Source organism: Flavobacterium sp. (assembly GCF_030146175.1).
In the GTDB taxonomy this organism is placed as follows: Bacteria; Bacteroidota; Bacteroidia; order Flavobacteriales; family Flavobacteriaceae; genus Flavobacterium.
On record NZ_JASLCE010000156.1, the window covers coordinates 1 to 13,511 of the forward strand.

At 32.9% G+C, this 13,511-nt stretch carries 17 protein-coding genes; 1 reads left to right on the forward strand and 16 read right to left on the reverse strand.

Annotated features, from left to right (window positions below; all coding sequences use genetic code 11):
• The 10 genes from Q1R07_RS16245 to Q1R07_RS16290 all read right to left on the reverse strand — a co-directional run.
• The coding region (locus Q1R07_RS16245; protein WP_300492243.1) for a polysaccharide deacetylase family protein at positions 1 to 656 on the reverse strand (656 nt) is incomplete at its 3' end.
• A gap of 129 nt (positions 657 to 785) precedes the next feature.
• Positions 786 to 1,337, reverse strand: a complete 552-nt coding sequence (locus Q1R07_RS16250) for a hypothetical protein (RefSeq protein ID WP_300492244.1) — start codon at positions 1,335 to 1,337, stop codon at positions 786 to 788.
• A 418-nt stretch (positions 1,338 to 1,755) separates the two neighbouring features.
• A complete protein-coding gene (locus tag Q1R07_RS16255; protein ID WP_300492246.1) occupies positions 1,756 to 2,268 on the reverse strand; it encodes a hypothetical protein in 513 nt (170 codons plus the stop codon).
• Positions 2,269 to 2,394: 126 nt separating this feature from the next.
• The gene (locus Q1R07_RS16260) at positions 2,395 to 3,237 is read right to left on the reverse strand and encodes a leucine-rich repeat domain-containing protein (protein ID WP_300492247.1); all 843 of its coding nucleotides are present in this window, start codon (positions 3,235 to 3,237) and stop codon (positions 2,395 to 2,397) included.
• Positions 3,238 to 3,487: 250 nt separating this feature from the next.
• Complete coding sequence (locus Q1R07_RS16265; RefSeq protein WP_300492248.1) at positions 3,488 to 4,396, reverse strand: response regulator transcription factor; 909 nt, start codon at positions 4,394 to 4,396, stop codon at positions 3,488 to 3,490.
• A 170-nt stretch (positions 4,397 to 4,566) separates the two neighbouring features.
• Entirely contained in the window at positions 4,567 to 5,007 is a 441-nt protein-coding gene (locus tag Q1R07_RS16270; RefSeq protein ID WP_300492250.1) for a DUF2147 domain-containing protein, read from the reverse strand.
• Between the two features lie 25 nt (positions 5,008 to 5,032).
• Positions 5,033 to 5,848, reverse strand: coding sequence for an oxidoreductase (locus tag Q1R07_RS16275; RefSeq protein ID WP_300492252.1), 816 nt, complete (start codon positions 5,846 to 5,848; stop codon positions 5,033 to 5,035).
• Between the two features lie 481 nt (positions 5,849 to 6,329).
• Positions 6,330 to 7,115 (reverse strand): hypothetical protein, encoded by a 786-nt coding sequence (locus Q1R07_RS16280; protein ID WP_300492253.1) that lies wholly within the window; start codon positions 7,113 to 7,115, stop codon positions 6,330 to 6,332.
• Between the two features lie 117 nt (positions 7,116 to 7,232).
• Entirely contained in the window at positions 7,233 to 7,859 is a 627-nt protein-coding gene (locus Q1R07_RS16285) for a hypothetical protein (RefSeq protein WP_300492255.1), read from the reverse strand.
• Between the two features lie 69 nt (positions 7,860 to 7,928).
• Positions 7,929 to 8,201, reverse strand: a complete 273-nt coding sequence (locus Q1R07_RS16290) for a hypothetical protein (protein ID WP_300492256.1) — start codon at positions 8,199 to 8,201, stop codon at positions 7,929 to 7,931.
• A 389-nt stretch (positions 8,202 to 8,590) separates the two neighbouring features.
• On the opposite strand from Q1R07_RS16290, the gene Q1R07_RS16295 reads away from it, so the two are divergent.
• Positions 8,591 to 8,866, forward strand: coding sequence for a hypothetical protein (locus Q1R07_RS16295; RefSeq protein ID WP_300492258.1), 276 nt, complete (start codon positions 8,591 to 8,593; stop codon positions 8,864 to 8,866).
• Between the two features lie 209 nt (positions 8,867 to 9,075).
• Here the strand turns inward: Q1R07_RS16295 and Q1R07_RS16300 are convergent, their stop codons facing one another.
• The 6 genes from Q1R07_RS16300 to Q1R07_RS16325 form a co-directional block, all read right to left on the reverse strand.
• A complete protein-coding gene (locus Q1R07_RS16300) occupies positions 9,076 to 9,456 on the reverse strand; it encodes a 2-dehydro-3-deoxyphosphooctonate aldolase (RefSeq protein ID WP_300492259.1) in 381 nt (126 codons plus the stop codon).
• 337 nt (positions 9,457 to 9,793) lie between these two features.
• Complete coding sequence (locus tag Q1R07_RS16305; RefSeq protein WP_300492260.1) at positions 9,794 to 10,237, reverse strand: hypothetical protein; 444 nt, start codon at positions 10,235 to 10,237, stop codon at positions 9,794 to 9,796.
• A 365-nt stretch (positions 10,238 to 10,602) separates the two neighbouring features.
• Positions 10,603 to 10,899 carry a tetratricopeptide repeat protein gene (locus tag Q1R07_RS16310; protein ID WP_300492262.1) on the reverse strand — a complete coding sequence of 99 codons (297 nt, stop codon included), beginning with the start codon at positions 10,897 to 10,899 and terminating at the stop codon, positions 10,603 to 10,605.
• A 21-nt stretch (positions 10,900 to 10,920) separates the two neighbouring features.
• Positions 10,921 to 11,253, reverse strand: a complete 333-nt coding sequence (locus Q1R07_RS16315) for a hypothetical protein (protein WP_300492264.1) — start codon at positions 11,251 to 11,253, stop codon at positions 10,921 to 10,923.
• Positions 11,250 to 11,615 (reverse strand): hypothetical protein, encoded by a 366-nt coding sequence (locus Q1R07_RS16320; protein ID WP_300492266.1) that lies wholly within the window; start codon positions 11,613 to 11,615, stop codon positions 11,250 to 11,252. The genes Q1R07_RS16315 and Q1R07_RS16320 overlap by 4 nt, the downstream gene beginning before the upstream one ends.
• Before the next feature lie 523 nt (positions 11,616 to 12,138).
• The gene (locus Q1R07_RS16325; protein ID WP_300492267.1) at positions 12,139 to 13,359 is read right to left on the reverse strand and encodes a putative phage abortive infection protein; all 1,221 of its coding nucleotides are present in this window, start codon (positions 13,357 to 13,359) and stop codon (positions 12,139 to 12,141) included.
• Positions 13,360 to 13,511 lie beyond the last annotated feature (152 nt).

Sequence of the window (13,511 nt, forward strand, 5' to 3'; positions counted from 1 at the left end):
TTATCCAAATCGGACAGAGTGTAAAACTGCATATTGTTCAATTCTATGTATTTACAGATAAATGCTAAGGTTTCAATTTTTGTTTGATAATTAGCTGTTAATTCCTTAACCGGTTTATGACCGCACAAAATAAGTATCTTATTTTCTTTTCTGGCATAATCCAATAGCTCTAAAAGGTAAGGTATACTAAAATGGACATGATTATTATCGATATCAAAGGCATACATATATTTTGTACCTCTAAAATAACAGCCTTCTTTTTCCGGAACATCGCCACAAAATGCCCTTCCCCTGATAATATTAAATTTTGGAGCTAAAGCCTTATCGAGTTCCTCTGATCTTTCCCCATAGGGATAAGCAAATGAGGTAACATGTAAAGCCAACCTTTTCATCGATGCAAGCATCGGGTCTATTTCTACTTTTACATAATTATCGATTCCGTTTGCCGCCGCATACGTAACCGCATTAAAATGATGGTATCCATGCCCGGCTATCTCATGTCCGTTTTTCTGCATCTGAACGAGCTTGTTTAATTGGGGTGCGCCTATGGAATCAATCCTGCAAACACAAAAAGTGGCTTTCCAGGAGTATTTTTTTAAAGCCTGGTCGGCCTCAAACCATTCGTCTACATAGGCATCGTCAAAAGACAAAACCACGCCTGCCCTATAGGGTTTTGAATATGGGACCGACTGTGGTATTGCTTTTTTATTATCGCAGGCGGATACAATTATCGTTGTTATAATTAAAAAGGACTTATAAAAAAACGGCTTCATAAATTCTAAGGCTTAATCCTTTTCTACCATTCTGATAAACGCTCCTTTATCACTAAAAACCAAATCATAAAACTGACTTCCTTTAACAACTCCTACTTCATACGTGATCATCTTTTTTATATTCAAATCTATATCTGAATCCGGATGTATATCCATGTCGGTAACCTTAACCGCTTCGGTAACTTTATTTAAGAAATTTCCTTTTTTTAAATATTTAGTAGCATTTGCAGGAAGATCCCTCAACGTTATACTGGCTTCAAAGGCTTTCAGATTGCCCAGATTATCATAGACAGCCAGATCGTTTCCTTTAGTCCCCTTGAATTTCGCTTCGTATCTCAGTTGATCATCATTATCGCCTCTATATTCTCTTGTCCAGGAAGCCTTACTATTGGGGTATTGTTTTTCAAATGCTGCTTTTACTTCTATTGGCAGTATAATTTCATCTTTAGCGTTTTTCTGTCCGAAAGATTTGATGTTGAAAGCAACCATCAACAATACAAGAATAACTCTGAAAACTGTATTCAGATTGTTTTTTCTGTGATCTGTTTTAACTATTCTTTCCATGATACAATTAGTTTTAAATGTGCTTATTTATTCCGTTTGATATATAAATATACTGATTCTAAATGAAGCACAGATGAAGAACAAATGAACGCAGGACAACAGTTTTTCTAAATTAATAACTTACCACTTTTTGTGTTTTCCAGATAGCGCAGATTTACTATCCATGTCTATCATGAACGACAAAAAAGCCCTGATAAAATTTATCGCTTTTGTAAAGTTGCAGGCTAAGAGGTAGTACAATCCAACATCTGATGCTGCTTTTGTTGTATTTTAATACCATTGGAAGAGAAAATGTATAATCAAATACTTAATTATTACTAGATAGCACGGATTATAAATCCGCGCTATCGGGCTTAATTATTTATAACGTTCCAGGGAAGCTGTCAGTAGTGAATCTAGTGTTAGCTTCTGTTTTCATTTATTTAGTTATTTCATTTTCTAAACATTCCACTATCTTATCATCAATTGGCATTCTTTTCAGATTTAGCATTCCACATTTCATAAATTCCAGAATTTTTAATCCGTTTGTTTTTCCTTTACTGATTGATGCTTTTAGTTTTCCACCAACTTTAAAGAACATTTTTTGTGAAGTTCCAATAAATGATTTTCTATCTTCATCTTCTAAAAATAAAGCGATCTCATTTTCTTTTGGTTCATAAAGTTGGGAATCATGCATTATATTGGCTCCATCAGATTGCGTTTGTATTCTAATCACAATCGATTTTAAATCTTTATCTTTTGAATTGAAAAAGTCACTTTTAAAATTCTTTTTCATTACGGTTAAATTCTCATAACCTCCACCGGAACTATATTCGTCGTAATATTCTTTTGGGTTCTCTATTTTATGGATATGCTCACAGTTGAGTTGGTGACTTTGTGCTTGGCAGATTGTAAAAACAAAAAGGGCTATTAGGGTTATGTTTTTTTTCATAAAGTGGTTTAAGCGTGTCGCTAACGTTTTGAGGTAATCATATAAATGCCATGATTTAGTGTACCACAAGGCAGTATGCTCGTATTACTTGTTCGCAGCACGGTCTTTTGTACTTCGAAGAAGCAGTTATTGGTACAGCGATAAGCCAGGTCTTTTCGACAACGTCTCCGGTATCGTTAAAAGCGGATTATCTTTTAGGTGCAGTTGATCAATTCGGTAGCCTCCCTGACCTAAGGTTCCGAGTGATTCCAGTTCATTGTTATTAAGATAGATGTCTTCAAAAACCACCTTATGCAACGTGTTGGGCAGGGTTTTTAAGCGATTATTGCTAATATTAAAATAGACAACCATTTCTTTCAGGTTTCCTAAGGATTCCGGCAAATGCGTTAATTGATTGTGATGCAAGTTTAGTACTTGAATCTGAGTCATGTTTCCGAATAGTTCCGGAAGCTGCGTTAGTTGGTTATTTGCCGCATTGAAACTATATACTCTTTCTAAAGAACCGATACTATCGGGTAGTGTTTTTAGTTGGTTGCTTTCCAGATCGATATTGGTAAGCCTGGTCAGCTTTCCGATTGCGTCCGGCAGACTTGTGAGCTGGTTACTTTTTAGGTCGATATAGGTAAGCCCGCTAAGATTTCCGATTGCGTCCGTCAGGTTTGTTAACTGGTTGTTTCTTAGACTTAGTAAGTCTAATTGAGTTAGGTCACCAATGGCATCCGGTAGACTTGTCAGCTGATTGTTGTCCAGATATAGCTGTCTCAGGTTTTTAAATTGTCCGATGGTTTCCGGCAATTCCTTTAGGTTCTGGTGGCTTAGGTTAAGTGAGGTGTGTTTTAAAGGGTTTTTTAAGGCTTTTTCAAGCGTCAACGGCTTCTTTTTAAAGAGCTGCCCGATCGTACTAAAGATACTTTTTTTAGGAGATTTTTTTAAAAGATCTCCCAAGGTCGTGTCGTCGTGGTTTGCCATTTTTTAAATATTTTGGTTCAAAGTTTTCCAGATTCAATATAAGGTTCGGGAAGATAACCAAAAAAATCATTTGATCAATTCTCGTGGATTTGAAATCCTGTCTAAAACTGCAATAAAAAAGCTTTGATTTAAAATCAGGTCGTTAATAAAGTGGCGGACTGAGAGGTATCACAATCGAACAGCTAATGTTCCTTTTGTTGTATTTTAATAAGGTGGTGTGATTTTGAATACAAAATAGTGTATAATCATCTTAATTTAAACTCCTATATTCTTTAGGAGTTTGTCCGGTTTTAATTTTAAATAATTTACTGAAGTATTGAGGATATTCAAAACCCAGAGAATACGCAATTTCTCCTACAGAATGGTTTGTATTAAGTAAAACACTTTTAGCTTCCTCAATTAAAAAATAGTGGATATGGTCTTGTGCGTTCATTCCTGTCTCTTTTTTCAGCAGATCAGTTAAATAATTAGGCGATAAATGCACTTTGTCAGCCAGATATTTTACGGTTGGTAAACCTGTTTTTTTGAGGTCCTGAGAACCGAAATAATCTTTTATCAGGATTTCAATTTCACTCACAACATCCTTGTTTACACTTTTTCGTGTAATAAATTGACGACCGTAATAACGCAGGCAATAGTTCAATAGAAGTTCAATATTGGAAACTATTAAATTCTGACTATGATTGTCAATATTTTCCAGAAGTTCATTTTGAATTTTTAAGATACAATCATAAAGTATTTGCTTTTCTTTTTCTGATAAATGTAAGGCTTCCGACATTTCATACGAGAAAAATGTATATTCTTTTATTTTTGAGCCTAAAGAAGTATTGCGGATTAAATCAGGATGAAAAAATAAACCCCATCCCATCATATCATCCCTTTTCTCGATTTCACTATCCATTGTCATTACCTGTTTAGGTGCGATGCAGATTAGACTGCCTTCCTGAAAATCATACGATTGTTTTCCGTATCGTAATCCGTTAGAGCAGTAATTTTTAAACATAATAGAATAAAAATCACAACAAATGCGTGTTCCTTCTTCAACATATTCATCTACTTTACTGAAATCAATGACTGCAACAAGGGGATGATTTACGTTTCCTTGTTGCACAAATTTATTTATCTCTGAGATACTTTTTAAATTGACAATGGGTTTCATGTTTTTCTGTAAAAATCATTACTAATTTAGTTATTTTGTATCAACTTTTTAAGTTCGTTTTTTTTCCTGCCTTAACTTCAGTTCCGATAATTTTATAACACCGAAGCTGCTAATGAAATAGGCTTCAAATAATTCGCCGGTTATCCAGGTTAAAGTGTGTTTGTAAAAACTCATAATTTATATTTGTGCCAGGTTACTGTTTTTCCTAGTAATGATATACCTAAATACCCCCTCAAAGAAAGCTTTCCATCTTCAATCCACGCTTTGCAGGTATAAGTATCACCGCTAGGCGGGTCATAAATTTTTCCATCGGTATATTCTTTTCCGTTCCACTTTAGACCGGTTAAGCTAACGATACCAATAATGTCCCTGTTCCGTAATTGTTTATCCGGATTTTTAGTATCCTTTTTTGAAGTTACTCCATCTTTTTCAACAACCAGATTTCCCCATAAAAGTTTTGCGGAATAATGATCTCCATCCTTGAAAAATTCCATTCGGACATCTTTTTTGTCAGATTCCCAAATACCGACTATATTTTTCTCATTAGTTTGTGCTTGTAACTTTGCTGTAATAGCAAACATTAGGACGAACAAAATTTTAACTGTTTTCATATTTTTTAATTTACGATTAATGAATTTACATCTGACTCATTACAATTTTGTCAAATAAATTGTCACCGAGATACGTTCTCATCCAAACCATAGGCTTTGCAAACTTCCCGACTCTGTATCGTGTTTTAGGATTGTTGCTAGTAACAATTTTGACGACAGTATCGGCAATAACTGATGATTTGGAGGAGCCATTTCCTTTGGCAGCATCAGCTGTTCCTTTGGCGATCTTATCCATCATAGCCGTATAGGCACTATTTTTAGATATTTTAGAGAAATTATCCAAAAGGACTGAGCCGAATTCGGTAGCAATAAAACCAGGTTCCAAAACCACAACTTTGATATTGAATGCTTTTAATTCTAATCGCAAGCAATCACTTAGACCTTCCACTGCATGTTTTGATGCGTGATACCATGCGCCCATTGGGAAATACATTTTTCCTCCCATCGATGACGTATTGATGATTGTTCCTGATTTAGCTTTGCGCATGTGAGGCACAACTTTTTGTGTTACGGCTGCCATACCGAAAACATTTACTTCAAACTGTCGTCGGGCTTCAGTTAAAGGAATATCTTCAACTGAACCATACAACCCAAAACCAGCGTTGTTCCAAAGAACATCGATTTTGCCTTCTTTCTGAACAATTGTGTTTACTACAATTTCGATTTCAACCTCATTGGTAACATCCATTTGGATTGGATGTCCTCCCAATACTTTTAAATCCTGCATTTGTTCAATTCTTCTTGCTACGGTATAAACTGTATGTCCTTGTTTGATAAGTGCTTTAGCAGTTTCTTTTCCCATTCCCGAACTAGCTCCTGTAATCAAGATTACTTTTCCCATTTCTTTTTAGTTTAAAGATTATGGGGCAAAGTTAGGTCGGTATTAAAGCATTGAATTAATACTAATCCATGATAGTTGTATAGTTATTTCAGATAAAAGTGTTTTATTGAATTAGAATGTTTTTTGCTGTTAATGGAATAAAAAAATTAACCTTTAATATTTTAAAACCACGAGAAGCTAATTTATAGAGGAAGGAATTGCAAAGTAATGTATTAGATTATCCCGATAGCACGGATTTACAACCAGATAGCGCAGATTTACTTCGTCAGTTCGGCTAAAGCCTCGGGTGTAATCCGTGTGCTTAAAACTAAAAACTACAACTTTTAGGTTGGTAGTATACTTCTTCTTTATTGGTACGGGTTGTAAATCTGCGCTATCGGGGTATTTATTTTCATTTTAAAGCCCTCATTTATTGTAATAAAAAACCAAACTTTAAAAAGAAAAATTTAGCTTTTTAGGAATTTGTAATATAAATATTTTATTACAAAAATGGCATTGCTTTTTCTTTTATTTGCTCAAGCCGTTTTTGATGATAACTAAAATCTCTTTCAGGGAATAGTATTGGTAAATTTTTCGTTATTATTTCTAATTCATCAATTAAATACTTTAATCTTGGACTATCTAAATCTGTGTCTTCAATTGGGCAATTGATTACTATCCCATGTCTTAATATCATTTCTTTATTTTGTTTGATCAGTTCATCTATATCAACATAAAAGTATTGCCAGTAACTAACCGCACAACTATCTATCAAAGCTTGAATATAGCTTTCAAATGACATATTCATTTGAATACGTACCCCTTCATCAAAAAAATAAATAGTCAACGGCCATTTGCCATGTTCTCTATAAAAACAGCCTCTCCCTCGTTGGGAAATATGCCTGCGTATTTCACTGTCATTAAATGAATATAAATTTCCCACTAATTCTTGTGGATGATTGAGCGGGTTTTCTTTAAGCCACTCATCTTGAATTCCACAAAGGGCTTTATATATTAGAAAAGATGTCCCGCCACTGATGTTCTCCTTTACTTTAGGAATCAATTTATTAGTCCATTTTATTGAAAGAGACGTTAAGCCTAATATCCTTATAGCGTCGTTGCTAAATTCAATACCTGCTTCATCAGAAATTTTTTTTTGATATTTTTGAAGAAGCCTGTCAGACAAGTTAAATTCTTGAGGGAAAAGAGACTCTTCGTGTAATTCTATTAAATCGTTTGAACTTAATTCATTAAAAAAGGTTACTAATTTTTTGAATAAATTTTCCATATTTTAAAACGTAATTTTTATTTTTTGACAAAGCAATGATTCGTGCGACACGAACCTTTTTCATTTCGTTTTGTGTAGACACGAAACGAGGCACAGAAATTTTTGGTTTTAATTATTTTACTCTGCATTATAATCCGCCAAACTGTTTGCTTCCTCTGGCGCTAGATATTTTTCAACAGCTATGCGTTTACCGGGATGCGTTATTTGATTTATTTTTAAATCATGTGAGTGGCCCCACCTAGGCGCATCACTTTCATAGCGCATTCTATAGACTATTTTAAATCCTACATTTGTTTGCGCTACGTAGAATAGTGCAACATAATCAAGAGGCAAACCATTATTTTCCGTATAACTCGTATAGCATGCAAAAAGTTCATCGTCAACTAACCATCTGACTAAACCTTCTCCTACTTTAGGATTTTTATATTGCTTTATTTGAAATAAGGTGCGCGGAATTGCTCTTTCTACATTTTGAAAATATAAATCTTTCATCTTAATATCCAACTCCTGTACATCTTCTTCCTCTAATCCTCTCCAATATTCGTCCACATTGACAGTATGAAAATAATCTTCAACCTTTAATCGCATCTTCTCATATTCCTCATCAGAAACAGAAAAATCATAATTTGTTTTATTGCAAGTATATTCATCCTCAATAAAATTTTCAATAAATTTTTTAATCTCTTCCATATGTTTTTTTAGTTCTAAATAATAAGCTGGATTTTTTATGCTAAATCCTGCCAAATCAATTTCTTTTTTGCTGCTTTCACCGACAAAGTAATGGTTCGTGCGACCATTAAACGAAGCATCGTTCTATTTCCAGTCAGCCACAATTTGAGTATATAATTCTTTTTTTAATTGATATAAAGTATCGTTTTCTTGTTCGCAGAGAACACCGTCTTTATAAAGTACTACATCATCAAAAGCCCCCATACCACCATATATTGAAATTATTTTTCTGTAGGTTACATTATCGTTTGATACTTCCAATTCAGATATGAAGTTTTCAAAACATTTTGCCCAATTTAATTCCCCAACTTCTGTTAAGAGTTTTTGTATTTCAAGGCAATAATCTTTTACAGTCATAGTATTTAGTTTCGATGTTGTTGTGATTTTTATTATCGACGAAGATTTTATCAAACTTAACTACAATAAGCTTACACATACACATCAATCACTACAATAATCGCATAAATTTCACAAAATTACTTCGTTTACACTTCGCTAAAATAGTAATAAAATTCTTAAATTAATTAGCTTAAAAGTATAAAAAAGCTGCGCTATATTACTGCACAAAGAGCGGCAGCTACTACTCTACCGATATATAAAAATTAATCTCCTTTTTAAGAATCGATTTTTATGAAATTTTGAAATGATGCCGTAAATATGGTACATTGCACTATCCTAAATCAGATTCTCTAGGTCGTCCGATAAGAGATCTGCAAAAGCAACGCAACTTTAAATTATAGGTAATTATGTTTTTTAAAAAGGAAGTTAAAATATCTAAAAACTTTGGAGAAGAATATATTGAAAAGGTAATAGCATTCCTAAGTACTGAATTTACAATTTCTTTTAAAAGAACGAATGTGATCGAAATGGATTTGATTTTGTATGATTATATAATTGATGAAAATGAGGTTACTTTTCTTTCCGAAAGTAGGATTGGTACCTCTATTCTAGGTAAAAAGAAAATAATTGAAAAAATCAAAAAGAAAATGAAGGAAGAAAATACAGGACTTTTTGATGTCTAATGACAAATGTAAATTCAAAAAATAGTCAACCTATTTTATGACCAGATAGCGCGGATTTGTAATCTGTGAGAAGGTTATATTAAACCACATATGTTAAAAAACAAAACTACAACTTTTTAGGGTTGTAGTTTACTTCATCTTTATTGTCACGGATTACACCCGAGGCTTTAGCCGAACTGACGAAGTAAATCCGCGTTATCGGGGATCGTTTATTTTTTAAATTTTAGTCCCAATGGAGCTTTAGGTTTTACTTTGTCATACATATTAAAATATAAAGTTAAAGTATCCTTTTTGCCTTCATATGTGACTTTATAAACATCTAACATTCCCATTCCAAAAGAACTATTTCTAGTTTCAAAACTACAACAGCTTCCTGATCTTTTATACCATAATTCTTCTCCGTTTGGACCAGATAATGAGCTTAAAAATTTTTGCTCATTTGCAGGACCATTGGTATTACCTCCAACCTTAATTGGGTTCTCTTTAGAATATCCATACGTTGAATCGGCAGCTATTTCTTGTGTACCTGATTTTGTTGTTGAACATGAGATTAATGAAGTTAATGTGAAAATAATTAATAGTTTTTTCATGTAGTTTGTATTATTTCTTTTTTGTTTAATTTTTAATTCGCTTATTTTAAGACTATACATAGTTTTAAATTGCTACTAACGTTATTTTTTGCGAAATTTATATATGTTTCGTAAAAAAAAGTGCTATAACTGTATTTTGTAAAACAGATTCACTAAAGTAATTATTATTTTAGGAATTAGATAGCGTGGATTTACTTCGTCAGTTTGGCTAAAGCCTCGGGTGTAATCCACACGAAGGTTATTAAATCACATATATTAAAAAACAAAACTACAACTTTTTAAGGTTGTAGTTTACTTCTTCTTTATTGGTACGGATTGCAAATCTGCGCTATCGGTCTCATTTGAAAAGTTGTTTTACATTTTTTGTCAATTCAAGATGTTCGTTGTTATCATCTCCTCCAAAGAATTTCTGCCAAAACGTTTTTGGTTTAGGTTCTGTCTTTACAACTATAAATAGCTCTTGTCCGTCAAGTGATTTAGGATATATTACTCGTGTCGCCCAATTTGTCGAAGCGAAAAGTCCTGGTGCTAATTCACAGTTGAGTTTTTGTCCTAATTGCTTCCAAAACTGTTCGTGATCAACTGAATGTGTCGGTGCTTGCCACCATTGATCAACAGTGTCGGCAAAAACAAAAAAACAGTCGTCCGCTAATGGTCCAGACGAAGTTGTATATTCTCCAATAAATTTAATTTTATCAATGTCAAGCGTCCACCTATTTTGTGGGTCTTGTTCATAAACTATTGTGTCGTTCTTAATTGTCAGTTTATTTGCCGGTGCCATTTTGCTTATTGCCTGTTTGTTTAGCCTTGTCCATAACATTGTTTTATACGAAACTTTCCCCTTATTTATTTCGTAAAAAAGCGATATAGCTGTATTTTGTGAATACGAAAGAAAGTAATTTATAGATAATAAAGCAATACGTGTTTTTACTTAATTTTTAGACACAGGGATTTTTAAATTAAAACCTCTGCACATACTTTTTATTTAAAATTGAATTTTTATAGTTTTTTGTGGCATTGCAGTTAAGGTTTCGGGCTTTGTGTTCAGGCGGGTTTCAAAGCACAAAGTTTCAATTTCTTACTAAAGTACATAAGGAGCACAAAGCACCAAGTTTACACGTCATCCCGCCTGACGCAAGGCTCGTGTTATAGGGCGTTTTGTCTTTTTAGTATTTCAATAACGTACTGTCTGTTTACTAATGCATCATCGTATTGTGGCCACAATTCAATTGCTTTGTTGAATTTATTTAGAGCTTCTTTTAAATTTCCACTTTCTATCAAGTCCACGCCATAATTATACCACAGTCTGGCATCATTTGGCGATGTTTCAATTGCTTTTTGATGAAATTCTAATACCGTTTTAATATCACCAATTAGAGCGTATATTTCAGAAAGGTCATCATAATACTCACCTGTTTCTTGAATGTTTAATGCTCTCTTCAAGTCCGCTATGGAATCTTCTAATCACCCAAGAAATTTCAAGCTAAATGCTCTCGACTTTAACGCATAATCATAATTTGGGTCAAGAGATAATGCTTTGTCAAAATCTTTGATAGAGTTTTCTGTTTCATTATTATAAAATTTAGCAATCCCACGCATTGTATATTGTTCCGGTGTGTCAGGCTCAAAATCATAATTACCTTCTTGTATTCTTGTCCACAAAAAAACAAAACGCTCTATTATTTGTGTATCTTTAGGGTTTTCTTTGATTAAGGTGCTATATTCAACCAAAGCGTCTGGATACTTATCTTGTTTAATAAGTTCCTCTGCATATTTTTTTCGGTCATTATAATTCATAATCCATTATCATTTAGTAATTTAAATGAACTTCTAAGTACATTATACAAATCTTGTGGCGTAGATGAGTTTGTCGCGCTTGTTTTTAAATCTAATAGTTCATTAACAAGATTGTTATTGTCGTTAATCTCTGTGGCTCTATACAAAAGATTATTGTAAGCGTTGTCTATGTAATTTTGTACTTGGGAAAATTTACTGTCATATTCTTTTTTAAGTTTAGATTCAGTGGCTTTTCCAATAGATTCTTCATAATTGTATTTTTTATACAAGAGACTTTCCCAAGTGTCAGTGTTTGCACCTTTTTGGAAACGGTCGCATTTCCAAGCTCGTCTTATAAAAAATTCATATGTCGTGTTGTCCATATTTTAAGTTTTTAATGTGTCGTTTTAAAATACCTTATAACAATGTTTTTCACGAAACTTTTACAAGTTTTTTTCATCAAAAAGCATATCACTGTGTCTACAAAAAAGAAAGTAATTTATAAACAATATAGTAATCCCTGTTTTTACCGAATTTACAAACTAAAGTATTAAGATATAATTCTTAATAAAAAAGAAATACTTTTCAGTTGAACCGAATAAAAAGCGAACAAATCACAAAAAAGTAGCTTAACTTATTCTCCCGTTTTTGTTTGCATATTCATCGAACACCTTGTGTCGCTTTTGTTCTATTTTAATAAAGTTGAATGAGGATGCATATATATGACTATATTCTTTAGTATTATTATAGCTCAATTATTTATATTAGTTTGCTACCTTGCTGAAGGCGGAGCTTTTTGAGCACCAAGCTTTCATACAAGTACAAATATTTATTTAATATTCTAATGTTCACTTTAATACTGTCGCTCCGCTTTTGGCAAGGTGTTGTTATGCGTTCGCCATTCTTCTAACCGTCAATCTCAAACATTAGTCCTTTTCGCAGTTCAACTTTTTTGGTTCTTAAATAGTTTACATTATCGGAGATGAACTTATCATCGAACAAATTGTCATACCACAAATTATGAATCATACAATATTCTGTGAAAAAGGAATGAGTATCGTTTTCCCAATCGTTTCCATATTCACTTAGCCAATTGTAAAATAATAAGATTTGTTCATGATTAGATAATTGCGCTCTTAGTATTCCTAAATACCTCATTCTTTCATCATAGTCTGTGACAATAGTACTATTAGCAACGGATTTTACAGATAAATATAAGTGGCGGAAATAATGACCAAGTCTTTGAGCATGTCCAGAAAATGGCTTATAGTTAAAATATAGTTTTACATATTGTAAAAATTCTTTTCTGTCTTTGTTTGTGGTTATGGAATTTTTAGATGGATTTTCATGTCTTTGTCGTGCTTTTTTCAGCATCTCAACAAAATTAGTCTCTGCTGGATAAGCTTTTTCATATCTGTCCAATCCCGAAAAGAACAATTGGTAACATTTTTCAAATCCAACTTTGTCAAGTTTATTGTCTTTCGTATAAAGGTTAAGAATGCACTCAAACTCAGTTTGCATAACAACAAAAAGTTTTCTCCCGTCTGTTGTTTTTTCAAATCGATTCAACTGAGTAGATGTTTCTTCAAAGTCATATCCATTAATTTTCATTTCGCCTATATTCTCTCTATGTAACTTTAGCATCTCGTAGAATTGCGATTCAAATTGTTGCAGTTGTATCTGCCTATTCTGGCTATTGATTTGTTCTTGTAACTGCCTTTTATTTTCTACTTGTTCTAATAGAAATAACTCTCTTTGTTGAAGATTAGCTTTATACTGAATATAAAATGCAAGTCCAGTAACAATTACACCAGCAAGTGCAATAAACGGATTCATTAGTCCACCGATTGTATCTCCAATTTGCCCTGTTTGTGTGAAGTCAAAGTCTTCGTTTACAGCTGATCTAGTAAATAAAAAAGGTGAAATAAAAGAAACTAGTACCAGTATAAATGCAAGAACTAAAAGAGCTTTAACTTTCCAGTCAAGACTTGTTATTTTTGACATGGTATCATTTGGGTCTGTAGTTTCAGTATTTTGTCTGGTGTTTTGTTGTTTATAGAACATATAGCAACAAATCAGACCAAGTCCAAAAATTATTATCGTATTTATAATTATATATGTTGTCATTGAGTTGTACTTTTATTGTGACACATAGCATTTTTTACGAAACTTTCTCCTTATTTTTTTTCGTAAAAAAGCCTTTTAATAATTGTAATACTATTAAACTAGAAAGAAACTAATTTATACACAACAAAGCAATACGTGTTTTTACCTAATTT

Excerpts from the sequence above, each read along its gene's own strand:
- Q1R07_RS16250 (WP_300492244.1), bottom strand. The coding sequence starts at position 1,337 with ATGGAAAGAATAGTTAAAACAGATCACAGAAAAAACAATCTGAATACA.
- Q1R07_RS16255 (WP_300492246.1), bottom strand. The coding sequence starts at position 2,268 with ATGAAAAAAAACATAACCCTAATAGCCCTTTTTGTTTTTACAATCTGC.
- Q1R07_RS16260 (WP_300492247.1), bottom strand. The coding sequence starts at position 3,237 with ATGGCAAACCACGACGACACGACCTTGGGAGATCTTTTAAAAAAATCT.
- Q1R07_RS16265 (WP_300492248.1), bottom strand. The coding sequence starts at position 4,396 with ATGAAACCCATTGTCAATTTAAAAAGTATCTCAGAGATAAATAAATTT.
- Q1R07_RS16270 (WP_300492250.1), bottom strand. The coding sequence starts at position 5,007 with ATGAAAACAGTTAAAATTTTGTTCGTCCTAATGTTTGCTATTACAGCA.
- Q1R07_RS16275 (WP_300492252.1), bottom strand. The coding sequence starts at position 5,848 with ATGGGAAAAGTAATCTTGATTACAGGAGCTAGTTCGGGAATGGGAAAA.
- Q1R07_RS16280 (WP_300492253.1), bottom strand. The coding sequence starts at position 7,115 with ATGGAAAATTTATTCAAAAAATTAGTAACCTTTTTTAATGAATTAAGT.
- Q1R07_RS16290 (WP_300492256.1), bottom strand. The coding sequence starts at position 8,201 with ATGACTGTAAAAGATTATTGCCTTGAAATACAAAAACTCTTAACAGAA.
- Q1R07_RS16295 (WP_300492258.1), top strand. The coding sequence starts at position 8,591 with ATGTTTTTTAAAAAGGAAGTTAAAATATCTAAAAACTTTGGAGAAGAA.
- Q1R07_RS16300 (WP_300492259.1), bottom strand. The coding sequence starts at position 9,456 with ATGAAAAAACTATTAATTATTTTCACATTAACTTCATTAATCTCATGT.
- Q1R07_RS16305 (WP_300492260.1), bottom strand. The coding sequence starts at position 10,237 with ATGGCACCGGCAAATAAACTGACAATTAAGAACGACACAATAGTTTAT.
- Q1R07_RS16315 (WP_300492264.1), bottom strand. The coding sequence starts at position 11,253 with ATGAATTATAATGACCGAAAAAAATATGCAGAGGAACTTATTAAACAA.
- Q1R07_RS16320 (WP_300492266.1), bottom strand. The coding sequence starts at position 11,615 with ATGGACAACACGACATATGAATTTTTTATAAGACGAGCTTGGAAATGC.
- Q1R07_RS16325 (WP_300492267.1), bottom strand. The coding sequence starts at position 13,359 with ATGACAACATATATAATTATAAATACGATAATAATTTTTGGACTTGGT.